The sequence below is a fragment of the Sinorhizobium terangae genome (assembly GCF_009601505.1).
Classification (GTDB): domain Bacteria; phylum Pseudomonadota; class Alphaproteobacteria; order Rhizobiales; family Rhizobiaceae; genus Sinorhizobium; species Sinorhizobium terangae.
The window spans coordinates 26,047-48,785 of sequence record NZ_WITC01000090.1 but is presented as its reverse complement, the minus strand read 5'-3'; the positions used below and the strand labels follow the sequence as shown (position 1 = coordinate 48,785).

The following is a 22,739-nucleotide window of genomic DNA, read 5'->3' as shown; positions in this document are numbered from 1 at the left end:
GTCAGTGGCCGATTTCCTCGACTGGCTGAACGAGCTGCGGCCCGAGGTGCAGGTAGCGCGTCGCCTTGCGCTTGGCGGCGATATCCGCCCAGACGCGCTCCACCTGGATCGCCGTCAGTTGCGCCACGCGGGCAACCTCCTCGGCGCTGATGCCATTGTTCAGACCATAGAGGCAAAGGTCCATGCGGTCGTAGGGCAGTGAAAAGTAGAACTCCTCCTGCGTCTGCGCGAGCGAATAGGTGTCCGTCGTCGGCGGCCTGCGCCGGATCTCCTCAGGGACGTCGAGATGCGCGGCGAGCGCATAGACCTGCGATTTGTAAAGATGCGCGATCGGCTTGACATCGGCCGCGCCGTCACCGTTCTTGACGAAAAAGCCCTGGTCGTATTCGAGCCTGTTCGGGGTTCCGAGAACGGCGAAGTTCAACCGGTCGGCGTGATAATATTCGATCTGCTTGCGCGTGCGCTGCTTCATGTTGGTCGCGGCAACAATGCCGAGATAGACCGAGGGCGGCATGCGTAACTTCGTCTGTTTTCCCTCCGGATCCTGGACGACCAGCGAGGAGATGTTGTAGCCATCGCCTTCAAGCGCATTGGCGATGACGATCTTCGATGCCCAGTCCGGCCCATAATCAGGAACAAGCTCCCGGATGAAGGCATCGCGGCGTTCGTAGCAACCCATCGCTGCGAGCGTTGGGCCGATGTCCTCGACGACCGCCTCGACGCCGAAGGTTTCCGCCACCAGTCGGCCGAGGCGGAGGCTCTCCGGATCGGAGTCGTTTTCGGGCATGAACAGACAGAAGACGTTCTTCGCGCCGACGGCGCGCACGGCGAGCGCCACCGAGACACTGGAATCGATGCCGCCGGAAAGGCCGAGCACGAGACCGCGTTTGCGCATGCCGCGCAGTTGCGCGCGCAGCCCTTCGACGATGCGATCCGTCTCCACGGCCGCGTCTAACTTCAGGGCCTCGGCCGAGAAGACAAATTTATCCTGGTCCGGACGGATGTTCATTCTGCAAGCTCCAATGTTTCCGCCGCCAGCCTGCGGCTGACCTTGCCGGTATCGGTCTTCGGGAGTTCGGTGCGGAATTCGACGATCTTCGGCACCATGAAATCCTCGAGATGGCGGGCGCAGTGACGAATGATGTCCTTCTCGCTCAGTGCCGGATCCGAAAGGACGACAAGCGCGCCGATCGCAGACCCAAGCACCGGATCAGGAACACCGATCACGACCGCTTCCGCAATTCCCGGATGGGCGTGCAGCACGGTCTCGACTTCCTTCGGCGCCACCTTTTCGCCGCGCGTCTTGATGATGTCGTCCTTGCGGCCGACGAAATAGAGGAAGCCCTCCTCGTCGGTGCGGAAGAGATCTCCGGTGTAAAGCACCTTTTCCCACGGGTTCGGGCCGGGCCGCAGCATGCGCTCGGTCGCCGCGTCGTTGCGCCAGTATCCCTGCATCACATGCGGGCCGCGGATCACCAGTTCGCCAGGAACGCCCGGCGGCACCCGGTTTCCCTCATCGTCGACGACAAAGGCTTCCGTGTTGGGAATGGCGATGCCGACCGATCCCGGCCGACGATCCAGTTCCTCAGGCGGCAGGTAGGTGCAGCGTTTGCATTCCGTCAGGCCGTACATGGAATAGAGCCGAGCAGAGGGGAAGAGTTCTCGCAAACGCGCGATATGGGCCGGCGGCAGCGCCGCGGCGGTGTTCGAGATATAGCGAAGGCTCGGCAGGAAGCCGGGCTCGAGATCGCGCATCTGCAGGATCATCGCCGCCATCGTTGGCACCAGGGGAAAGCCCGTCACGCCTTCGGCGCGAATCCGCTCGAAGATCGCCTGCGGGAAGGCGAAGGATCTTTCGAGCACGAGCGTCGCCCCGAGCCGGACCGTCATCAAGAGCTGGTAGAGGCCGTAGTCGAACGCGAGCGGCAGGACGTTGAGGATGACGTCATCGGGCGTGTTGCGCAGATAGGTGGTGATCGATTCCGAAGCCGCATCGATATTTCGATGCGTCATCATCACCCCCTTCGGCCGGCCGGTCGACCCGGAGGTGTAGATCAGCATGGCGAGATCGACATCGATGCCGCCGTGGGGAACGGGCGAAGGGTCTGCCGCCAGACAATCCTCGAACGAAGCGGCTCCTTCCGGCGTCCGGCCTCCCGGCACCGCGGTTGAAGCAACGAAAGGCGGCGCGCCGGGCAGAAGGTCGCGCGCCTCCGCGACGATCGGCATCAACTTGGCCTGGGTGAGGATCGCCGCCGCGTCGCAATCGCCGATGATATAGGCGAGCTTGTCGGACTTGGTCGACGCGTTGATCGGGCTGAAGGTCGCGCCGGCCTTGAGGATCGCGAAGATCGAAACCGCCGCCTCCCAGCAATTGTCCATGAAGACCAGAACCCGGTCGTTCCGCTTCACGCCGTTTGCAGCGAGGGCGGCGGCGAGGCGGGTCGAGAGATCATCGAGCTCCTCATAGCTGAGCCGTTTGCGCTCGGTGACGAGCGCCGCCTTGCCGCCGTTTGCTCCGGCGTTCCTGATCAAAAATTGCTCGAACCGCATGCGCGTGGCGCCCCCAATCCGTCGCTGTCTATGCCGAGACCGGCACTGCGGACTTCGCCGCGATGAATGCGGAAATGCGTGCGAGCGAGTCGAGGTTTGCCGGGACGATATCGGCGTCGGTCATGGCGATGCCGAAGCGGTCTTCGATGAAAGCGACGAGCTCCAGCACGCCGGTCGAGTCTATGATGTCGTTCTCGATCAGCGATGCCGTGTCGGCGAGTTCGTAGGATGTGTCACCGAAGAGAAAATTCTCGATGATGAACGCCTTGACGCTGTCCTTGATCGTTTCTGTCATGTCTCATCCTTCCTGTCTTGTTTTAGGCAGCTTCCGCCGCGCGGATGCTCGTGCCGGTGAATGTTTGCAGCCACAGTTGCGTCGACAGGATGCCGACGAACGCCGCGTTGTCGCGGAAGCCGGAAGCCGGGCGTGCCCGGCACTTCTCGTAAAGTTTCGTCACCGCGCTTGGGTTGAAGAGGCCACCGGCGGCGATCGCCTCTTCGCCCATGGCGGTGCGCACATAGTCGAGTTCGCCCCGGCCGCTGAAGGAATGGCTGTCCGGTGCGCGATAGGGCTGCTTGGTCCGCTTGCCGATCGAAGGCGGCAACAGATCCTTCGTCGCCTCACGCAGGATGTGCTTCTCCACCAGACCCTTAAGCTTCATTTCCGGCGGCAGTTCCGCCGCGAATTCGACAAGACGGTGATCGAGGAAGGGGAACCGACCCTCGACTCCATGGGCCATCGCCATGCGGTCGCCCTGGCTCGAAAGGATGTAGCCCGGCAGAAGGAAACGGCTTTCAAGATATTGCGCCTGATGCAGCGGATGCCAGCGACCGAAGGCTTCGGGCAAGCGGCCAATGAGTTCATCGGCCGCATCGTAACCCGCGAGCTTCGCGCGCAAATCGCCCGAGAAGAACATTTTCGTCGCCGCCGTCCCCTTGAGCCGCGGGCGATGCGAAAAGAGCGGGTCGTCAAGCGGATCGTTCCCGGCACCGAAAAATGCCGCCAGATATTCGGACGACTGCTGCTTGAGGCCTGGGAGGTAGGGGTAGAGCTTGCGGAACAGGTGCGGTCTTATCTGGGAGCCGGGCTGCCGACCGCAGAAGCGGCGCACGCGCGCTTCCTTGAAGATGTCGTAGCCCGCGAAGACTTCGTCGGCCCCCTCCCCCGTGAGCACCACCTTCAGGCCGGAATCGCGCACAAGACCGGAGAGTTGGTACAGGGGGGCCGGCGCCGTTCGAAGCACCGGCCTCTCCGCAAAACGGATGACGTCGGGAAAAACCTTCGCAATGTCGCCGGCATGGCAGGCAACGGCCCTGTGATCGGTGCCGAGTGCCGCAGCCATCTCGTGCTGGAAGGCGCTCTCGTCATGTTCGGCGCTGTCGAAGGTCACGGAAAAGGTTCGAAGGCCCTGCGGCGCCATGCCGACAGCGAGCGCCGACACGATGGACGAATCGAGGCCACCCGACAGGTAGGCGCCGACCGGGACGTCGGCCCGCATGCGGATGCGCGTCGCATCGGTCAGAAGCGCGCGCAGTTCCTCGGCAGCCTCACCTTCGTCGATATCCCGCGACCGCGCATCCCTCTCCGGAAATGCCAGGTTCCAATAGGTCCGTGTAGCTGCGCCGCGGTCGTCGGCAACCATCAGGCTCGCCGGTTCGAGTTCAAAGATATCCTTGAACGGCGTGCGCGGCGCAATCGGCGCCCAGAGCGTAAAAATCTGATCGAGCGCGATCGGGTCGATCTCCGCGGGAATACCTGGGACTTGGAGGAGCGCCTTCACCTCGGAGGCGAAATAGAGCGTTCCCGCCCGCATCGCATAAAACAGCGGCCTGACGCCCATGCGGTCGCGCGCCAACAGCATCCGCCGACGACGGTTGTCCCACAGCGCAAAGGCGAAGTCGCCGTTGAGCCGGGACACGCAATCCTCGCCCATTTCATCGTAGAGATGGAGGATGACTTCCGTGTCGCTGGACGTGCGGAAGCGGCGGCCTCTGGTGCGAAGCTCGTCGCGCAGTTCGACATAGTTGAAGATCTCGCCGTTGAAGGCGATCGTCAGTTCGCCCGTGGCATCGGACATCGGCTGCTGGCCATCGCCCAAGCCGACGATCGACAGCCTGACATGGCCAAGACCAGCCTGCGGCGCGGTGAAAGCACCGTGTTCGTCCGGTCCGCGATGGGCAATCGCAACCGTCATCTTCTCAAGAAGAGCCCTTCCATCCGGAACAGAGCCGAAATAGCCACCAAAACCACACATGACGAGATACTCTGACGTCCGCAGACAACGCGGAAAAATATAGACGGGATATCGACAGCAAGAGTTAACTGTCGAGCGTTTTCATTGAAATGGTAAATCAATCGAGACAGACATAAATAGTCTGAGAGAATACAATGGTGGCGCAGACGCTCCCCTCGTTAAAATTTTATACAATTCCTCGATGTCGAATAGTATGCAATCTCCAAGAGACCTAGATTTTTTAGTTCCAAATCTTCTCGTCCCTATTCGTTTTTGAACTTATAGTTTCGTTAATGAAACTTTAACAGGCTCACGGAGGTCAACGCCCGGATTACATGGATTTGTGGTTAATGCGGCAAATCGCTCGGTCCGCCTGATATCCAAGCTACGGCGTTCACTTGGCCGCGTAGACGGCTGGACGGGGCAAGCCGGGATGCCTGGCCTTCAAGCGGAATGACGAAAGTGGATGCGGTGCAGTAGGCCATGGCTTTTATACATGTCGTTGTCCCAAAACCGCTGCACACTTTTGGGCGACATACATCAGATCCCGATTTTAGGTCCGATCGACCTAAAATCATAAATGTGATCGATTCTAATAAGTTAGCGCGGGATGCGGGCGGAAAACCGTACACATTTTTCCTCATCCCGCGCTAGAAGCCGAAGGTTTGTTGCGCCGGCTGCGGCGGGTCGACATGGACGCCCTCCAGCTCCAGCATGCGGGTCTTTGCCGTGGCACCGCCCGGCGCCGAGAAACCGCCGATCTTGCCGCCGGCCGCCAAGACGCGGTGGCAGGGAATAATCAGTGGAACCGGATTCTTGGCCATGGCTTGGCCGACGTCGCGCGCCGCTTCCGGCCCGGCGCCGAGCTCCTTCGCCAACGCGCCGTAGGTGGTCGTCTGTCCCCAGCGGACACGCCGGGCTGCAGCATAAACTTGCCTGAAAAACGCTTCCTGCCCGGCGAGATCGAGCCTGATGTCGGAGAAGTCGGTTTCCTGGCCCTCGAAGTAGCGCTTCGCGGCCGCAACTGCTTCAAGCACGTCGGGCGTAGGCGTGCCGGGTTCGGCATTGGGGAGGCGGCGCAACAGCATCCGCTCCGCCGCGGCGGCATCTTTTGTCGGCAGCTGGAAGCGCGTTATTCCGTTGTCGTTCCAGGCGATGCCGCAGAAGCCGCCAACCGTTTCGAAGATGAGGTAATGGTGCATCACGTGGACCTCCACGATTCCGATGACATAAGAATCGTGCGTCCGGTCTCCGACTTCAACCCGTTTTCGGCGCGCCCGCTGATGCGGTTCGTCTGATGGACCTGTGTCGTGCGGTGACCGTTTGTGCGACAGGCGCCCACAAGCACGCCGCGGGCAAGCAACAATAGTTCCACGGCAGTCGCGCGGGCGCGCAACTGCTGGTCCTTCCTACCCGCGAAGTATGCGTCCAAGCGCCGTGCCAGCGCCGTGCCAGCTCCCTGGCCAGCGCGCTGACACGGCTGCTGCGCGGGTCAGCTCGGAAGGGCGCCCGACTTCTTGGCGACCCAGGTGGCAACATAGTCCATCAGCGCTGGCGACAGGCAATCATAGGGCTCCAGCCCCAGCTCCCTGAGGCGCGCCCGAACGCCATCCATGCGGCTGGGGTCGACTCCCGATTCTATGATGGAGGAGACGAAGGCTGCGAAGCCCGGGGGGGCCCAGCCCGACTCCTGGAAGCGTTCGGGGTGAATGAAGTCCAGCCCCTGGAAGGCATGTTCCCGTTCCACCGGCCCATACATATGAACGCCGCACTCCCTGCAGGCGTGCCGCTGGATCAATGCGGACGGGTCGACCACTTGCAGCTTGTCGCCGTTCTCGAGCACGGTCACCTTGTCGTGCGGAACAACCGCGACAATGGAGAAATCGGCGCCGCTTGGTTTCCAGCATTTGGTGCAGCCGCAAGCGTGGTTGTGGGCAATCTGCCCCTCGATCCTGACCTTGACTGGCCTGTCGGTGCAGGCACAAACAAGCGTGCCTCCGGCAAAATCCGGACTCGCGGGTTTGACGCCGCCATCCACGGCCGGATGAATGCGAATTGAACTATCCATTGCGTCTCCTCCCTGTTGTGCCGAAGTGGCCCTTCGGCCTGCTTCATGTTCCCTCGAATCCTACCCGATTTAACGAATCATGCAGCAGGCATTCGAACGTCACTGCGTGATTCTCTCGTCGTGTTCGTTGAGCAGCGGAACGCCATAGGAGAGCAGGAGCTTGTTGATTTCCGCCTGGTTGTCCCTGATGAAGGCGTTGAGCGTGCGTTTCCATTGCTGATCGGAAGGCCGCACGCCCATGGTGATCCGATAGGTCATGCGCTGGCCCCCCTTCTCCCTTGTCAGGGGCACGAGCGCCAGATCGGCCCCGGACTTGCGGGCGTAATAGCCCGCCATCGGACCCCAGATCACGGCGGCGTCGATCACGCCAGCCAGCATATCGCGGATCATGACCTCCGCCATCGATGCCGATACCCGCGTGTCGACCATGAGAGGGTACACCTTCGCTTTGCGCATCAGTTTTGCGATTGCCATGTTCGCGGAGGGTGGCGTTCCCTGGACCACGCCGATTCGCTTGTCTGCAAGCTTCGGATCGGTCAGCGTTTCGACGCCGGCAAGGTCGCCGTCCTTCTTGTAGAGCAGCACGTAGGAGGAGCGGTAATAGGCGTTGGTATTCTGGACGAGCTCGTCCCCTTGAGCATAGCCCATGATGATGTCGCAGCGATTGGCGCCGAGTGTATTGCGCACAAAGCCGGTGACCGAGGGAAACCACGTATAGGCGACGGAACTGCGTCCTGTCGCGGTTGCGACCATCTTGGCGAGCTTATCCTCGAAGCCCTCGCCGCTCTTGTCGGAGAAGGGCATGTTGGACGGGTCGGCACAGACCCGCAGCCTGTCCGGGTCGACCAGTTCGCCAGCCGCCCCGAGCCCGGCGCTCTGGGACTGCGCTTTCAGCGGCATCAGCGCGACCATTGTGGCAGCGAGGAGGGCTGTCTTGCAGGTCCGGTGGACGGCGCGTGCCATGTCATTCCCCCATGCAGGACGCCTCATAGGCCTTCGCCGCTTCGGGCTTGTCGGCCTTCTTGGGCGGACGACCTCGAGGCGCGGCGCCGACGGAGCGTGCGCGCAGGTAGACGTAGATGTCGTCGAGGTAGCAGTAGACGTTCTTGTTGTCGCCGAACGCCGGCATAACGTTTTCCTTGCCGCCGCCGACATTCTTGCGACCTTCCGCAACGATCGAGATGAAGGTCGGATAATCCATGTTCTTCACGGTCGTGGCCAAGGCGGGTGCATAACTCGATCCCATCCCATCAGGACCGTGACAGACATGACAGTCCGCGTGATAGCGCCGGTAACCGCTGAAGGTGTACCAGTCGACCGTCCCATCACTCTGGAACTTGAATGTCGGGTTTCCCTCCGCATCGAAGTATTTGCCGTCTTCGTCTTTGACTGCTGCGGCTTTCTGCTTGTCGTCTACCGCTGTAACATTTCCGGGGATCAAGAACGGGAACACGGCGCAGAGCGCCAGAACTACGTTACGAAAGGCCATCAGCAACTCCAAGCTTTGAAAAACCGGAACCGATGCTCCAGCAGGACTTATCGGGGTTTGCACACACGGAAATGCGGACTGCCCGGCAGTGGCTGCCTCGGGCGGCCGATGTCTGATGGGGCTGCGCCGGCAGCCCCATCATTCTTGAACAGCTCATCAATCCGGAAGACCGAAGACGGTCAGCTGACCGCCGAGCGTTGTGTAGTTCGCCAGGGCAGCATAACCGCCGACTGCACCCAGCCCTGCTGTGGCGATGCTCTGACTTTCCTCGGTCGGAGCTTTTTCACCGGCAACCGCCTGCTGCCACGCTGCTGCACCCTCAGCTCCCAGTAGGCCGCCGGCGAGTCCGATGCCGGCCCAGCCGCCAACACCCGACAGGACTGCTATGTACTGCTTGCCGTCGTGTTCGAAGGTGTTGATGTTGCCGATGATGCCGGAGGGTGTCTTGAACTTGTAGAGTTCATTTCCCGCCGTATCCACGGCCTTGATGTAGCCTTCGAGCGTGCCATAGAAGATGACGTCGCCTTCGGTTGCGAGCGCACCTGACCACACCGAGAACTGCTCCGGCTTCGACCAGACGATCTCACCCTTGGCCGCGTCCCAGGCAATGAAATTACCCATGCCGCCGTGGCTCTTGGGTGTGGGATACATGTTCACGGTCGCGCCCACATAGGGCTGACCGGCCGTGTAGCTCACCTTGTACGGCTCGTAGTCCATGCAGACATGGTTGGTCGGCACGTAGAACAGTTTGGTCTTTGGCGAATAGGCTGCCGGTTGCTGGTCTTTCGTTCCCAGTGCTGCCGGGCAGACACCCTTGGTGTTGACGTCCTCGCCGTTATACTCGGTGGAGTACTCGTTTACGACTTGCGGACGCCCATACTGTTCGCTCTTGGGATCCATTACGACCTCGGTCGCCCAGTTCACCGTCGGATCGTATTTCTTGGCAACCAGAAGCTCACCCGTTGCACGGTCAAGGGTGTAGCCGAAGCCGTTGCGGTCAAAGTGCACGACCACGTCGCGCGGCTGACCGTTGATTTCCATGCCGTCGACCAGAATGTTCTCGTTGACGCCGTCAAAGTCCCATTCGTCGTGCGGCGTCATCTGGTAAAGCCACTTGGCCTGACCAGTATCGACGTCACGCGCCATGAGCGTCATCGACCAGCGGTTGTCGCCGGGTCTCTGGTTGGGGTTCCAGGTCGAAGGGTTGCCCGTCCCGTAGTAGATCAGGTTGAGCTTTGGATCATAGGAGTACCATCCCCATGTCGTACCGCCGCCGGTCTTCCACTGCTCGCCTTCCCATGTGTTCATCCCGGAATCCTTGCCGACAGGCTTGCCGAGATGCGTGGTCTTCTCGGGATCAATCAGCGTTTCGGAGTCGGGACCCGTGGAATATGCTCGCCACACACGCTTGCCGTCACTCAGATTGTAAGCGGTGACATGGCCGCGGACGCCAAATTCTGCACCCGATATGCCAACGATTACTTTGTCCTTTACTATCATAGGAGCGGATGTGCCGGACTCGGACAGGCTCCCGTCGATTTTTTCGCCATTTTGAGCTTGCCAAGCGACCTTGCCGGTCTTGGCATCGAGCGCCGTGACCATGGTGTCAGCCTGGTACAGGATGATCTTGCCGTCACCATAGGCCGGACCGCGGTTGACCGTGTCGCAGCACATGATCGGAATAACGTTCGCATCCTGCTTTGGCTCGTATTTCCAGAGGATCTTCCCGTCGTTCTTGAGATCAAGGGCATAGACGGTATTCGGGAACGGCGTATGGACGTACATCACATCGCCGATCACGAGCGGGCCGCCTTCATGGCCGCGCAACACGCCAGTGGAGAACGTCCATTTGACTTGCAGGTTTTTGACGTTGTCCTTGTTGATCTGGTTAAGTTTCGAATAGCGGGTGTTTGCATAGTCGCCGGTTGGCATCGCCCAGTTCTTCGGGTCGCTCGACAGTTTCATCAGTTCATCATTGGCGAACGCATTTCCGGCAAGGGCCGCCATCAGAACTCCAACGGCGGTCATCGGCAGACTTAGTTTTCCGAGTATGCGCATGCGGATTCCTCCCGGTGTCAGTGTGGACCCGAGGCGCGTCATCACAATCCTCGGGCGACCACAAGGCCAGCCCAAGCTCTGTCGTGCTTGTCGTGGGATATCTGCTTACTTCAAAGTTTCACGGTTCAGTTGGATGGGCAGAGGGCACCGTTATTGCCCGTCCTCTTGACCGACGCGACATTTACGCTCCCAAGAGACAAGGCTTGAAGCCGGAAACGTCAGGTAGAATAGGCGATTAGACGGTCTTAGGCAAGATTAAATAGACGCTGCGGATGCGGCGCAACAATCGCTATGAATGCGGCACAACAACAAAAAATTGCTGCTATGCAACACATATATTACTAATATCTGTAGAATTTAGGTCTGTTCCGCCAGAATAGTTACTATAATAATACAGCTACAGATCGGCCCAACCTGTCGCCAATCTATACCTCAATACCTGGAGATTTCATCGTGACCACTGGTAACTTGGACGTGATCGCCTTCCTCGCGGCGTTCTCGTGTGCTGCGACGGCATCGGCAGCCGGAAGCTACCCGACCGTTGCAATCGTCGACTATGTGTATGGCTGCATGAAAGCCAATGGCGAAACACGGGCCGCGCTCGAGAGCTGTTCCTGCTCCATTGATGTCATCGCCTCGATCGTGCCCTATGAACGCTATGAGGCAGCCGCGACGTTCAGGAGCCTCGGACTTCAGACCGGCGAAAGCGGGGCCCTGTTCCGGCAAAGTGCACCGGCAAAATCCGCCATCGCCGAACTGAGACGCGCGCAGGCCGAAGCGGACGTCCGCTGCTTCTGAGCCCAATCAGCGGATGGCGGCTTTGGCCCGCGATCACGCCGTGTCCGGAAACCGATTGTGAAAAGCCGAAACGAGATTGTCGAGCGCCGGCGTGTCACGCAAATGGCGCGAGAGGCCCACTTCGAAAATCCCCAGCACCTGCGCCGGGCGCGGCGAGAGCACGATGATGCGATCGGCAAGCAGGAGGGCCTCGCGCAGATTGTGGGTCACCATCAGGGCGGTTGTGGGCCTCGCCGCCCACACCGTCATCAGGAGGCGGCGCAATCTGTCGGCGGTGCGTTCGTCGAGCGAGGTGAAAGGCTCGTCCAGAAAGAGAATGGCGGGCTCCGTGGCGAAGGCCCGCGCAAGGGCGGCGCGGCGCGCAAGCCCAAGCGAAAGTTCCGAAGGGTAGAGCGACCGCATGGCCGAGAGACCGAGGATTTCGAACAGCCAGTTCAGGTCCTTGTCCCTGAGATGCGGAGAGAGAGCAAGGCGGACATTCTGCTCCACCGTCCGCCAGGGCAGAAGCACCGGCTCCTGGAAGACGGCAGCAATTCGGTTGGAGCCGCCTTCGGGCAGTCGATAGCTGCCGGAAAATTGCCGATCGAGACCGAGCAGGATTCGCAGTGTCGTGGTCTTGCCACAGCCCGAGGGCCCCAGCAGACAGGCGAATTCGCCCTGCCTCACCTCGAAGGAAAGTCCGCGCAACGCGACAATCGTAACGCCCTCCGCCGACCGGAACGTCTTCTCGGTAATGTCGACCTTAAGCGGGGCGGCGACGCCAGCGGGTTGCATGTCGTTCAAGTGGCTGCACCAGAAGGAGTTCGATCAACAGCATGATGGCCACGAAGGCTAGCGTGTAGGCAAGGATGGCGGCAACATCGAATATCTGAAAATAGAGATAGATCTGGAAGCCGACGCCGCTGGACCGGCCGAGCAGCTCGACGACGAGCACGATCTTCCAGATCAGCGCAATGCCGGAGCGCGAGGCGGCGGCGAAATAGGGCTGCAACTGCGGCATCAGGACATGGCGGATGCGGTCGAGCCACCCCAGCCGGTAGACTGCGGCCATTTCCGCAAACCGGGGATCGAGCGCGCGCGCACCCTCGCGCATGGTGACGACGACATTGGGTATCTTGTTGATCGCGACGGCGCCGATCGCGGCGGCCTCCGTCAGGCCGAACCAGATGTAGGCGAGGACAATAACGACCAGGGCCGGCAGGTTGAGAAAGAGGACAAGCCACGGATTGAAGAAGGAATCCGCCCGCCGGTGCGTGCCGAGCAGGACACCGATGACCGAACCGACGACCATGGCGACAACGTAGGCGGCTGCGACCCGCCAAAGCGTCATCGCCACGTGATAGCCGAGGTCGCCGCTCGCCGCCTCCTTGAGGAGGACCCGCCAGACCTCGAGCGGCGGCGGAAACGCACGGCTCGGCCAGACCTCGGCCGCGATGCCCCAGAGCAGGCATAGTCCAAGGAGCGACGCGAGCGCCGTCGCCGCAGGCAAGGCGCCGCCGATCCCACGGGTGACCGTGCGTGAGCGCCGGCTTGCGGATACGCCGTTCTCCGATCCGAACCCTGCCGTCATGTCTTCAATGCAGCCCAGAACGTCCCGGGAGCCATGTGCCGCGCCTCGCCGACGAGCTTCTCGCCGCCAAGCTCGGCAAGAATTTCATAAAGCTTGGCGGCGTCGCTTTCCTCTTCGGCGAGCGGCCTCCGTGGAATGCCTTCGCGATAGCGGTCGCGCAACACCTCGAGTTCCCTGCCCTCGGCCCGCACGACAGGCGCCAGGCGTTGCCATTCGGCGTCGGACTCGGCCAGCAGCTTCTTGGCCTGCGCGCTTGCCTTGATGAAGCTCGTCGCCACATCCGGGTTTTCGTTCGCCCATTTGTCGTGGAATACATATCCCAGCGCCGAGACCGGTCCCGATGCCCCGAGCGCCCTCGCCGCGTCGTCGGCGCCGATCAGGCGGCGGAAGCCATTCGCCTCCAGCCGCGCGCAGAAATGCCAGAAATTCAGGACCGCATCGAGCTCGCCGGAGACGGCCTTTTCTGACAGCAAAGGCGGGGCGCCGAAAACAATTTCGGCCTCCCTCGTCAGATCGATCTTGTGGTCACGCTGCGCCAGCCCCTGGATCAGAAGCCAGCTCTTGTCGAGCGATCCGCCGGTCACGCCGATCTTCTTGCCCACGAGGTCGGGGATGGCACGAATTGGCGCATCCTCCTTGACCATGATGGCGCCAACGGCCGTGGAGTAAGGTGCGAGCGTCAGGTCCTCGCCCTCAGAACGCTGGCGCGACACCCACAGCCAGTCGGACACGATGACGTCCAGATCGCCCGCGAGCATCGCGACGTTGGTGGCGTCCTCGCCGGCGAAATAGACGACCTCCACGTCGACGCCGTTGGCCGTGTCGAATTTGTTGTGCTTGATGGTGTCGAGTTCCCAGTTCACCGTGCCGAACTTCAGGACGCCCACACGTATTTTCGGAGCGGACGGGGCTGCCGAGGCATGGAAGCCCAGAGGACTTGCTGCTGTCAGCAGAGCCGCTGCGCAAAGCACGCGCCGCGATATATTCATGATGCCACCTCCCAAAAACGCGATGTCACGTTTCCCCGCTCCTGCCGGGGAACGCACATTTCCATCGCACGACCTTCAGCCCCGGATGGCCCTCGGACCACTTCGCGATCTCGGGCGGAGCCAACATCATGCATTGGAAAAGCGATCCCCGCGCCTCGAAATACAGGTGCTCGGTGCGGCAATTCGTAGGGTTCGCCAACATGCAGACGGTCAGGACGAGAGCGACGAGATTCAACGGAGCACCTTTCCCTGGGCGCATGCGCACGGCAATCACGCTCGCTGGCATGCTACGCATGCCGGTTCGACAACCGGCCTTCACGAGGTGCCCGTTGGAAAGCCTACGAGGAGGATACGCGTGCGCTAAACGAGCGTCAATTCGTCGGCGACGGCGAAAGATTAGGGGGTCTCACTGGTGTTTCAGCGCTTCCGCAATCGTCTTGGCCAGCGCGTACAAGCGCTGCTCGATCAGTGTCGGCACCTCGCAGACGAAGCTCAGCGATTCCGTCCGCTCCCGAAAGACGCGAGTCTGAAACGCGAGCCGATCGCTCCGCGCTGTCAGTTCGTTGGTGTCGGCATCGGGTTTGGCCCGCAGGGCATCGACGGCAGAAGCCTCCTGACGCAGGCGTGCCGCCATGTCCCTCTGCCTGTGGGCGTAGCGTGCAATGCCGCCGACGACGTCCGAGCGCTCCCGGTTCATATGATCGAAGAGACCCTGCATGAGCATGGTCATGTGCCGCTCTCTCTCGCTCACCGGAAGGCCTTCCGCGTAGCTCTTTATCTTTTGCTGCGCCTCCGCAAGCGGCACGCGACGCGCCGACAGCTCGGTCACCAGGGCAGAAATCCCAGAATCCTTGGACCAGTCCGCGGCCGTCCGCGGCAGGTCTCCGCCGGTCCATACCTGGCCGAGCGAAAGTTCCGGAACCTTGCGCTGGATGCACGGCCAGTCCGGGTCGTCCCCCTGCGCGGCCAAGACGGGCCATGCGGCGGCTGCGGCGACTGCCGCGGCAGGGATGATGCGCCTCAGGAGCAGCCGCAGCATCACGCGTTTCCTCCGGTATCCTGCTTGCGGCCGAGCAAGCCGGTCGATGGGTCATAGGCGAGGATCGCACCGCCCAGAAACAGGATGGTGAACGCAACCACGAGCAAGAGCGATCCCCAGTCGACCTGTCCGTAAAGGGCGAAGCGGATCAGCTCGACCGCGTAAGTGAACGGGTTTCCAAGGCAGATCTTGTAGAGAAGCGGACTCGATTCCTGAATGCGCCACAGGGGATAGAGTGCGGGAGAGGCGAAATACATCGGGAAGATCACAAAGTTCATGATCCCCGCGAAATTCTCCAGTTGCTTGATCATCGATGACAAAAGCATGCCGAGCGAGCAGAGCATGATCCCTGCCAGGAAGAGCGCCGGCAGGACCATGAAGTAACCGGTCCATGGCGGTTTTACTCCCCAGAACCAAGCGATGGCGAGAAAGGCGTAGACCTGCAGGATCGATACGGTGACGCCGGCAAGCAGCTTCGAGACCAGCAGGAACCAGCGCGGAAAGGGGCTGACCAGCAGGGTCCGCATGTTTCCCATCTCCCGATCATAGACCATCGAGAGCGACGACTGCATGCCGCTGAACAATAGGATCATGCCGCAGAGGCCCGGCGTGATATAGACTTCGTACAGGACGTAGGTCTTGTAGGGCGGGATGATGGAAACGCCGAGCACCTGGCGGAAGCCTGCGGCAAACACGAAGAGCCAAAGCAGCGGACGAACCAGCGACGAGATGAAGCGCTCTCGCTGATTGAGAAAGCGGAGCCCTTCCCGGACCAGGATGCCTTTGAGGCATACGAGATATNTTGGCGGGCGCTGAAGCCACGTTCCGTAGCGGGGCCTGCCGAAATGGGTCCTGCGGCAGATTGCAAAGTCATCGGCGCTCTCCATTGGCCGGAGCTGAGGCGACCCCCGTCAGTGTCGCAAAGGCCTCTCGAATGCTGCCTGCGCCACAGGAACCAATGACGTCATCTACCCTGCCGTCCGCGAGCACCCGGCCCTTGTCGAGTATGATGACGTGGTCGGTTTCCTCCACCTCATCGATGAGGTGGGTCGCCCATAACACGCTGATGCCATCGGTCAGCACCAACTTACGGATCGTGGCGAGGATCTCCGCACGCGACCGGATGTCCAGCCCCACGGTTGCCTCGTCGAGCAAGAGAAGCGGCGGACGATGCATGAGAGCCCGTGCAATCTCGATGCGACGCATCTGCCCGCCCGAAAGGCTGCGCGCCTTGTCATATAACCGGTCGCTCATGTCGATCTGAGCAAGCAGCGCCTTGATTCGCGACAGGGCGTCTCTTCGCCCGATCCCATGCAACGACGCGTGGTAGGAGAGATTCTGGTAGACGCTAAGATCGAGATCGAGCGTACGCGCCTGAAATACGATGCCGAGGCGGCGCAGCGCCTCGCCCGGCTCCCGGCCGACGTCGTGGCCGAAGATACGGATCGTGCCGTGGCGCGTGCCGTAGAGATGGCTGATCAAGGAGAACAACGTCGTCTTGCCGGCGCCGTTGAGGCCGAGCAGGACGGTGAAGCGTTGCGGCGCGATGGAAAAGGAAATGTCGGACAGAACCTGCTTCTGGCCGTAGGAATGATTGACACCCGACACATCAAGTGCGGCAGGCAAGCTCACTCCATCATTGGCCTTAACATGCTGCATGTGTCGTGTTCCTTCCGCGACCAGCCAAGTTAGTCCACATCCCAGCCTATTTGATGGTGATCGTTCCTTGCAAACCTTTCTCGCCAAGAAAGGAAATGGACCACCTGCTGTCTCTTCCTCTCTTACTGAAGGGCCCTTTGCCTTGCGCGTCAGTTCGGGCTGACGACCACCCCCCAGGGCAGCGCCCCGACGGTCACCGACTGAACCGCTTCATCGGTGGCAACGTCGATAAAGGTGATGTCGTTCGAAACGCCGTTGGTGCTGATGATCGTCTTCTGGTCGGGCGTGAAGGCGAGCTGCCAGACCCGCTGCCCGACGAGCACATATTTTTCGACCTCATAGGTCTGCGCATTGACCACGGCGACGCGATTGGCGGGGCCGAGCGCCACATAGGCTTTCTTGCCATCGGCAGTGATCCGCACGCCGACCGGCTGGATCGCTTCCGCGCGCAAGCCGGGAATCTCGAAGGTGATCTTGTGCTTCACCTCACGGCTCGCATTGTCGATGACCGAGACCGTGCCGCCGATTTCGGCGCTGACCCAGACCTCCGAATTGTCGGGTTTGAACTCGGCAAAGCGTGGCCTGGCATCGACGAGGACATTGTCGGTGATCTCGTGGGTCTCGGTGTCGATGAAGTGCGCCATGTTGGTCGTTTCCGAGGTGTTGACCAACGACTTCCCGTCCGGGCTGATGCCCATTCCCTCGGGTTCGACGCCAACGGGCACCTCCATCGCCACGCTCCTGCTCTCCAGGTCGATGACCGTGACCAGATTGTCGTCCTCATTGGCGACGTAGAGCGTTTTGCCGTCGGGAGAAAGCACGAAGAGCTCGGGGTCAGGACCGGAGGGCAGCGTCCCGACGATCTCGTAGGTGGCCGTGTCGATGATCTCGATCGTGTCGTCGTCGCTTGCGCAGAGATAGATGAACTTGCCGTCGTGCGAAATCGTGATGCCACGCGGCCGCTGGCCGACATCGACGGTGCGGACCACCTCCATCGTGGTCGAGTCGACGACGGTCACCGTGTTGTCCTTCTCGTTGGAGACGTAGACCATGTAGGCGGACGCCGGCGACGCCGCGCTTGCTGCCAAGGCAAACCCGGCCGACAGAAAGGTCAGTCTTCGCAGCATCTGGCTCTCTCCCTGTGTACTGCATGATTCCTTAAATCGACCTTGCGCGTCCAATTGGACGCGCGGCGCTGTAGCCTATTTCAGCTTGCATTGGGTCTCCGGCTGATCGATCCCGAGCGTGTCGAGCTCGGAAACCTGATGCAGGAATCCTTCCTGCGGCGACGTCGATACGACGGAACGGCCGTCTCCGAGGAAGATCGGCTGGCGCAACTGCCAGTTCCATTTGCGGAAGGTCAGCCGCTGCCCCTTGAACGCGGCGATCGAAAAGTCATCGGCGCGAATGAAGGCCGCAAGCTTTTCGGGGTCGGCACTTTGCGTGCGCGTGGCAGCATCGCCGATAATCCTCGCAGCGGTCCACGCGGCCATGTCCTTGGACAACATCCGTCTGCCGTTGGCCTTGGCGAAGCGGTTCTGTATCTGCGTGCCGCCCCATTGCTCGCTGGCCGGATGCCAGGCAGAAGGGATCAGGCCGGCGGTTCCGGCTACCGGGCGCGGAATCCAGGTCCGGAACGGCACATAGGTTCCGAAAACCTCGCTCTCGTCGGCCACGAGCAGCACATCGTGATCGGGGAAGCCTTGAGTGAAAACCGGCATCTGCCGTTGGATTTGGACCACGCCGGTATCCGTCCTCCGCGCCGTGCCGGTATCGGTGAATTCCTTTTCCGCCACGATCTCGCCGCCGAAGCGGGTCGCGGCGCGGCGGAGCGCATCGGCGAACAGCTTGTCCGGCTCATGAGAGCCGTAGACCAACACCCATCGGCGCCACTGTTTCCATATCAGATATTGCGCCAGCCCATCGGCGAGCATGGTGCGCGTCGGCGCTGTGTGGAAGACGTTCGCCCGGCAGTCCTCCTCGCGCAGACGGTCGTCCGGGGCGCCAACGTTGAAGATCAAAATGCCCTTGTCACGGGCGAGATCGGCAATCGACAGAAGCTGAGTGGCGGAGAGATCGGCGAGAATGTAGAGAACGCCCTTCGAGACCATGTCATTGAAAGCAGGCGCGACGTCGGCATCCGGCTTCACCTCGGACACATCGAGCGTATACTTCTGTCCGAGGAACCTGCCGGTCGTGTTGTTGTCGCCGATCGCGACCTCCGCCCCCGCGACACCTTCGTTGCGCGGCGGCACGTCCAGCACAGAAAGGGCAAGTTGCGGCGCATAGGCGCGAAGGTAGCCGAGCTTGATCTCCGAGACCTGTTTGGCTGGAGCCGTCTTGCCGGCCGGTGCGGGCGAAGACTCCTGCGCGTAGGTACCGGAGAGGCTCGGAACCGCAAGAAGAACAGAGATAAACGCTACGAGGAAACGCGGCACCGCACATCCCACTTGGTCGCAAGAGCACATCATCTCCGACGCCATAGCGCCGCGCGTCTTGTCAGACGCGGACGTTGTAGCACTTTCAATTGCTGCATGTTCTTATCCTTAAGTCGGCTAGGATTTAAGGAAGGATGCAGTGGTCGGATCTGTGTAACGCCTTGGTGCCGCAGATAGCTTAATCGAGATGTCCCTGATTTCAACCGGAAATTGGGAAGAGGTTCTCCGCGCCCACTATGACGGTTTGGACGTCACAGCGATTCCGTGTTCATCGCGGGTGCCACTTTCTCGCCGGGCGCCGCCCGATCGCGTGCCGCGCAATCCCGGATTTCTGCGGGCGTTCGGCCGCCGGGGCTTACTGGGCCAGATTCGCTACGAGCAACGCCCAGAAGGCAAAGAGCGGGGCGTCGACCGATCGCATGGCGTGTCTGATTCCGGGCTCATTGTAGAAGGAACCGCCGACGCCCGGCGAGAACCAGGCTCCCAGTCCCTGCCGGAATTCCCCCTCCGAAAGAACGAGATAGACCTCTTCGGGTGCATGATCATGGTCCGGATAGCGGACATTCGGCGCCATGAGGGTGACGCCGATCCACAGGTCCCGCCGATCTTCGAGGCCGCCGGGCCCGATGATCATCGCATTGGCGTGGCCTTCGAAGAAATTCACGCTTTCGGAACCGTCATTGTTCGACCGCCGGCGCCATTCGAGCAACGGTTCGATCGCCTTGAAGCGCTCGATCAAGCGGCGAAGCGAACCGTATTCGGTCTCGACGGCGAGCGCCGCGTCGAGTTGGGCACACACCGGCAGCCGGCTCCCCGGACCAGACCTTTGCGGGCCCGGGACCTCCAGTGCAGCAAAAATCCGCCGGATCGAGCGGCGCGATTCCGGAGCTCGGGCGAATTGGTCGAATGCCGCAAGGGCTGCATCGACGAATGACTGAAGAGCCTCGCTTCGACCTGCCATTGAATTCCCCTGTACGAACGAGGAGAGGGCCGTCCGCTGGACGATCCTCCTGGATGTCAGACGTTCTTGAGGAGCCGAAGCGCGTCGTAGATCGCGGCGTGCGTGTTGCGCGCTGCGACCGCGTCGCCGATGCGGAAGAGCTGGAATTTGCCCTGCGGGTTGCGCAGGACGGACTGCTGCTCCCCGGCGATCAGCTGATCGTGCGACAACTCCCCGAGATTGCTCGAGGCGGGTTTCAGCTCGAAGTACAGTTCGTCGAGCGGAATGGTGCCGTGGTTGATCACCACCTGATCCACCGTACGCTGCTTCGCAACGCCGCCATAGTCACTGCCGACATGCGCGATCAGTTGGTTGCCTTCGCGTTCAACCGCATCGAGCCTGTAGGTGACGGTGAAGGTCACGTCCAGTTTCTGCAAGGACCGCATGTAGGGGACGAGGTTCATCGCCATGACTTCCGGCGCGAAGGAGCGGTCGGGGGTCATGATCTCGACCTTGGCGCCGGCATTGGCGAGGAATTCGGCGGCCTGCAGGCCGGCATGGTCGCCGGCGTCGTCGAAGATTAGGACGTTGGTGCCCGGCTTGACGTCGCCCGAAATGATGTCCCAGGCGGAGACGACGAGCTCGTTGCCCTTGGAGAGGACGTCCGTGTGCGGAAGTCCGCCTGTCGCGATGACGACGACGTCCGGATTTTCGGCCTCTACGGTCTCAGCCTCCGCCCAGGTGTTGAAATGGAAGGTGACGCCCAGCTTCTCGCACTGGCTCATCCGCCAGTCGATGATGCTGATCATTTCCCTGCGTCGTTCGCTTTGAGCCGTGAGCCTGATCTGGCCTCCCGGATCGTTAGCCGCCTCAAAGACGACGACCTCATGGCCGCGCTCGCCCGCCACACGGGCCGCCTCAAGGCCGGCAGGCCCGGCGCCGACGATCACGACCTTCTTGCGGCGCCCCGCCTTCGCGATCGTGTGCGGCATGGTGAGTTCACGGCCGGTCGCGGCATTGTGGATGCAATAGGCGGCACCGCCCTGGTAGATGCGGTCGAGACAGTAGTTCGCCCCAACGCAGGGCCGAATGTCGTCCTCACGCTTCTCCATTATCTTTCGGACGATATGCGGGTCCGTCATATGGGCGCGGGTCATTCCGACCATGTCGACCTTGCCGGACGCAATCGCGTGGCGCGCGGTGGCGACGTCGGGAATCTTCGCGGCGTGGAAGGTCGCGAAGTTCGTGGCCGCGCGAATTTCGCCGGCGAAATCGAGATGCGGCGAATTGGCCATGCCCTGGATCGGGATGACATCGGTGAGGCCGGCGTCGGTATCGATATGCCCGCGGATAACGTTCAGGTAATCGATAAGACCGCTTTCCTTGAGGCGCTTCGAGATTTCAACGCCTTCCTCCTTGCCCGTGCCGCCGGGAAGACACTCGTCGGCCGTGTATCGCACGCCCAGGATGAAATCGTGTCCGACGCGTGCGCGGATCGCCTTCAGGACGTCGAAACAGAAGCGCATGCGGTTGTCGAGAGAACCGCCGTAAGGACCGTCAAGCTCGTTCGTCAGCGGCGACATGAACTGGTCAAGCAGGTGACCGTAGGCTTCCAGTTCAACGCCATCCATGCCGCCCGCCTTCATGCGCTCGGCCGCATCGGCGAAATCCTTGATGATGCGCTCGGTGTCCCAGTCTTCGAGCTTCTTGGGGAAGGCGCGGTGCGATGCTTCGCGCTGATGGGAGGGAGCGACAACCGGCAGCCAGTCACCCTTGTCCCACCGCGTGCGCCGGCCGAGATGGGTTAGCTGGATCATGATCGCCGCACCCTCGTCGTGCACGGCGTCGGTCATCTCTCTGATCCACGGCACGATCTCGTCTTTGTAGGCGAGCAGGTTGTTGAACACCGGCGGACTGTCCTTCGAAACCGCGGCAGAGCCCGCGGTCATCGTCAGCGCCACCCCGCCTTTTGCTCTCTCGACCGTATAGGCGCGATACCGCTCCTTCGGCATGCCATCCTCCGGATAGGCGGGCTCGTGCGACGTCACGATGATGCGGTTGCGCAGCGTCAAGTGCTTGAGTTGATAGGGCTGAAGGAGGGGGTCGTTCGACATGTGCCGGGCTCCGGTCTAGAAACGTCGGCTCAAACGCTACGCGAAAATGTACATAGGTGTCAATTCAAGAAACATGTAGGTCTGCTGTATCGACATCAGTGTACATTTTTCTTGTGTGCCCTTTCACAATTTGTTAGGAAATCGTTATGGAGCACGTTTCAAACGACAGCGGCTGGCGCGGATCGCAGGAGGGGTGGCTGGAAGCGGCCTACGAGTCACTGCTCGAAGGCGGAGTGGACTCCGTGAAGATCCTGCCGCTGGCAAAGAGGCTCAACCTGTCGCGAACGAGCTTCTACTGGTTCTTCAAGGACCGGGAAGAGCTGCTGGCTGCGCTCATCGGCCGGTGGCGGGACAAGAATACCGGCAACATCGTGAAGCAATCGGAGGCATACGCGGAATCGCTGGCAGAAGCGATGCTTAACGTATTCGATTGCTGGCTGAACAAGGACCTGTTTGACTCGAAGTTCGAGTTTGCCGTGCGCAGCTGGGCACTCCAGTCCGAAGACATCCTGAACGAGGTTCAGCAAGCCGACCACGTGCGGTTGGAAGCCCTCAAGCGCATGTTTATCCGTTTTGGCCATTCGGAGATCACCGCCGATGTCCGCGCGCGTACGACCTACCTGGTTCAGATCGGCTACATCTCGATGCAGACTCGCGAGGATATCGCCACCCGTATGAGGCGGATTCCCGAGTACATTGCCATCTACACGGGCCAGGTACCGGAGCGAAGGGAGCTGGATCGCTTCTTCGCGCGGCACGGCTACAAACCAGAGGCCGGAGAATAAACAAC

20 protein-coding genes and 1 pseudogene are annotated in these 22,739 nt (G+C 61.2%); 2 read left to right on the top strand and 19 right to left on the bottom strand.

From position 1 onward, the window contains the following. Position 1 precedes the first annotated feature (1 nt). From nadE to GHK62_RS21355, 9 genes are all read right to left on the bottom strand, one after another. Complete coding sequence (gene nadE / locus GHK62_RS21395) at positions 2-1,009, bottom strand: NAD(+) synthase (RefSeq protein ID WP_153441102.1); 1,008 nt, start codon at positions 1,007-1,009, stop codon at positions 2-4. Beyond that, positions 1,006-2,553, bottom strand: coding sequence for a class I adenylate-forming enzyme family protein (locus GHK62_RS21390; protein WP_153441101.1), 1,548 nt, complete (start codon positions 2,551-2,553; stop codon positions 1,006-1,008). The genes nadE and GHK62_RS21390 overlap by 4 nt, the downstream gene beginning before the upstream one ends. A 28-nt stretch (positions 2,554-2,581) precedes the next feature. Continuing rightward, positions 2,582-2,848, bottom strand: coding sequence for an acyl carrier protein (locus GHK62_RS21385; protein WP_153441100.1), 267 nt, complete (start codon positions 2,846-2,848; stop codon positions 2,582-2,584). A 22-nt stretch (positions 2,849-2,870) separates the two neighbouring features. After that, on the bottom strand, positions 2,871-4,808 hold the full coding sequence (gene asnB, locus GHK62_RS21380; protein ID WP_153441099.1) for an asparagine synthase (glutamine-hydrolyzing): 1,938 nt from the start codon (positions 4,806-4,808) through the stop codon (positions 2,871-2,873). Between the two features lie 629 nt (positions 4,809-5,437). After that, complete coding sequence (locus GHK62_RS21375; protein ID WP_153441098.1) at positions 5,438-5,989, bottom strand: methylated-DNA--[protein]-cysteine S-methyltransferase; 552 nt, start codon at positions 5,987-5,989, stop codon at positions 5,438-5,440. Between the two features lie 290 nt (positions 5,990-6,279). Beyond that, positions 6,280-6,855, bottom strand: a complete 576-nt coding sequence (gene gfa / locus GHK62_RS21370) for an S-(hydroxymethyl)glutathione synthase (RefSeq protein WP_153441097.1) — start codon at positions 6,853-6,855, stop codon at positions 6,280-6,282. Between the two features lie 99 nt (positions 6,856-6,954). Beyond that, the gene (locus GHK62_RS21365) at positions 6,955-7,818 is read right to left on the bottom strand and encodes a substrate-binding domain-containing protein (protein WP_153441096.1); all 864 of its coding nucleotides are present in this window, start codon (positions 7,816-7,818) and stop codon (positions 6,955-6,957) included. A gap of 1 nt (position 7,819) precedes the next feature. Continuing rightward, complete coding sequence (locus GHK62_RS21360; protein WP_153441095.1) at positions 7,820-8,344, bottom strand: c-type cytochrome, methanol metabolism-related; 525 nt, start codon at positions 8,342-8,344, stop codon at positions 7,820-7,822. 156 nt (positions 8,345-8,500) lie between these two features. Then, a complete protein-coding gene (locus GHK62_RS21355) occupies positions 8,501-10,372 on the bottom strand; it encodes a methanol/ethanol family PQQ-dependent dehydrogenase (RefSeq protein WP_153441199.1) in 1,872 nt (623 codons plus the stop codon). A gap of 483 nt (positions 10,373-10,855) precedes the next feature. Here GHK62_RS21355 and GHK62_RS21350 point away from each other — a divergent pair, with 483 nt between their 5' ends. After that, positions 10,856-11,200: a hypothetical protein gene (locus GHK62_RS21350; RefSeq protein WP_184108394.1), complete on the top strand. Its 345-nt coding sequence runs from the start codon at positions 10,856-10,858 to the stop codon at positions 11,198-11,200. A gap of 33 nt (positions 11,201-11,233) precedes the next feature. Here GHK62_RS21350 and GHK62_RS21345 read toward each other — a convergent pair whose 3' ends face one another. The 10 genes and pseudogenes from GHK62_RS21345 to GHK62_RS21300 all read right to left on the bottom strand — a co-directional run bounded on the left by GHK62_RS21345 (position 11,234) and on the right by GHK62_RS21300 (position 21,949). Continuing rightward, the gene (locus tag GHK62_RS21345; protein WP_153441197.1) at positions 11,234-11,974 is read right to left on the bottom strand and encodes an ABC transporter ATP-binding protein; all 741 of its coding nucleotides are present in this window, start codon (positions 11,972-11,974) and stop codon (positions 11,234-11,236) included. Beyond that, a complete protein-coding gene (locus tag GHK62_RS21340) occupies positions 11,943-12,770 on the bottom strand; it encodes an ABC transporter permease (RefSeq protein WP_234886983.1) in 828 nt (275 codons plus the stop codon). Before GHK62_RS21340 ends, GHK62_RS21345 begins: the two co-directional genes overlap by 32 nt. Next, positions 12,767-13,759 carry an ABC transporter substrate-binding protein gene (locus GHK62_RS21335; RefSeq protein WP_153441094.1) on the bottom strand — a complete coding sequence of 331 codons (993 nt, stop codon included), beginning with the start codon at positions 13,757-13,759 and terminating at the stop codon, positions 12,767-12,769. The genes GHK62_RS21340 and GHK62_RS21335 overlap by 4 nt, the downstream gene beginning before the upstream one ends. A 406-nt stretch (positions 13,760-14,165) precedes the next feature. Then, a complete protein-coding gene (locus GHK62_RS21330) occupies positions 14,166-14,798 on the bottom strand; it encodes a hypothetical protein (RefSeq protein ID WP_153441093.1) in 633 nt (210 codons plus the stop codon). Next, a pseudogene (locus GHK62_RS21325) lies at positions 14,798-15,672 on the bottom strand (ABC transporter permease). The gene GHK62_RS21330 and the pseudogene GHK62_RS21325 overlap by 1 nt, the downstream one beginning before the upstream one ends. Then, on the bottom strand, positions 15,669-16,457 hold the full coding sequence (locus GHK62_RS21320; protein ID WP_153441091.1) for an ABC transporter ATP-binding protein: 789 nt from the start codon (positions 16,455-16,457) through the stop codon (positions 15,669-15,671). Before GHK62_RS21320 ends, GHK62_RS21325 begins: the two are co-directional and overlap by 4 nt. Positions 16,458-16,606: 149 nt before the next feature. After that, the gene (locus GHK62_RS21315) at positions 16,607-17,584 is read right to left on the bottom strand and encodes a YVTN family beta-propeller repeat protein (protein ID WP_153441090.1); all 978 of its coding nucleotides are present in this window, start codon (positions 17,582-17,584) and stop codon (positions 16,607-16,609) included. Positions 17,585-17,659: 75 nt separating this feature from the next. Then, the gene (locus GHK62_RS21310; RefSeq protein WP_327790988.1) at positions 17,660-18,895 is read right to left on the bottom strand and encodes an ABC transporter substrate-binding protein; all 1,236 of its coding nucleotides are present in this window, start codon (positions 18,893-18,895) and stop codon (positions 17,660-17,662) included. A 355-nt stretch (positions 18,896-19,250) separates the two neighbouring features. Then, complete coding sequence (locus GHK62_RS21305; protein ID WP_153441089.1) at positions 19,251-19,856, bottom strand: dimethylsulfoniopropionate lyase; 606 nt, start codon at positions 19,854-19,856, stop codon at positions 19,251-19,253. A gap of 56 nt (positions 19,857-19,912) precedes the next feature. Then, positions 19,913-21,949, bottom strand: coding sequence for an NADH:flavin oxidoreductase (locus GHK62_RS21300; RefSeq protein ID WP_153441088.1), 2,037 nt, complete (start codon positions 21,947-21,949; stop codon positions 19,913-19,915). A gap of 146 nt (positions 21,950-22,095) precedes the next feature. Here GHK62_RS21300 and GHK62_RS21295 point away from each other — a divergent pair, with 146 nt between their 5' ends. After that, positions 22,096-22,734 (top strand): TetR/AcrR family transcriptional regulator, encoded by a 639-nt coding sequence (locus GHK62_RS21295; protein WP_153441087.1) that lies wholly within the window; start codon positions 22,096-22,098, stop codon positions 22,732-22,734. The last annotated feature ends 5 nt before the right edge of the window (positions 22,735-22,739 follow it).